Here is a 352-nt window from a genome sequence, read left to right as displayed (position 1 = left end):
GCTCTATCCGACCAGCTATCTCAAGTCCAAGGGTCTCGGCAAGGCCTGCGCGCTGATCACCGACGGCCGTTTCTCCGGCGGCACGTCGGGCCTGTCGATCGGCCATGTCTCGCCGGAAGCCGCCAATGGCGGCCTGATCGGCCTCGTCCGCGAAGGCGACCGCGTCGAGATCGACATCCCCAATCGGACGATCACGCTTGCCGTCGACGAAGCAACGCTTGCCGCCCGCCGTGCAGAGCAGGATGCGTTCGGCTGGAAGCCGGAGGCTCCGCGCAAGCGCAATGTGACGACGGCGCTGAAGGCCTATGCGGCCTTCGCCACCAGCGCCGACCGCGGCGCGGTGCGTGACCTC

At 68.2% G+C, this 352-nt stretch carries 1 pseudogene; it reads left to right on the top strand.

What is annotated here, in order from left to right:
• Positions 1 to 352, top strand: a pseudogene (locus AC1D0P_RS32765) (dihydroxy-acid dehydratase); the annotation flags it as partial.

Source organism: Polaromonas sp. P1_G2 (assembly GCF_056405515.1).
Note: the sequence above shows the minus strand (reverse complement) of the source record. Positions and strands in the feature narration are given on the sequence as shown.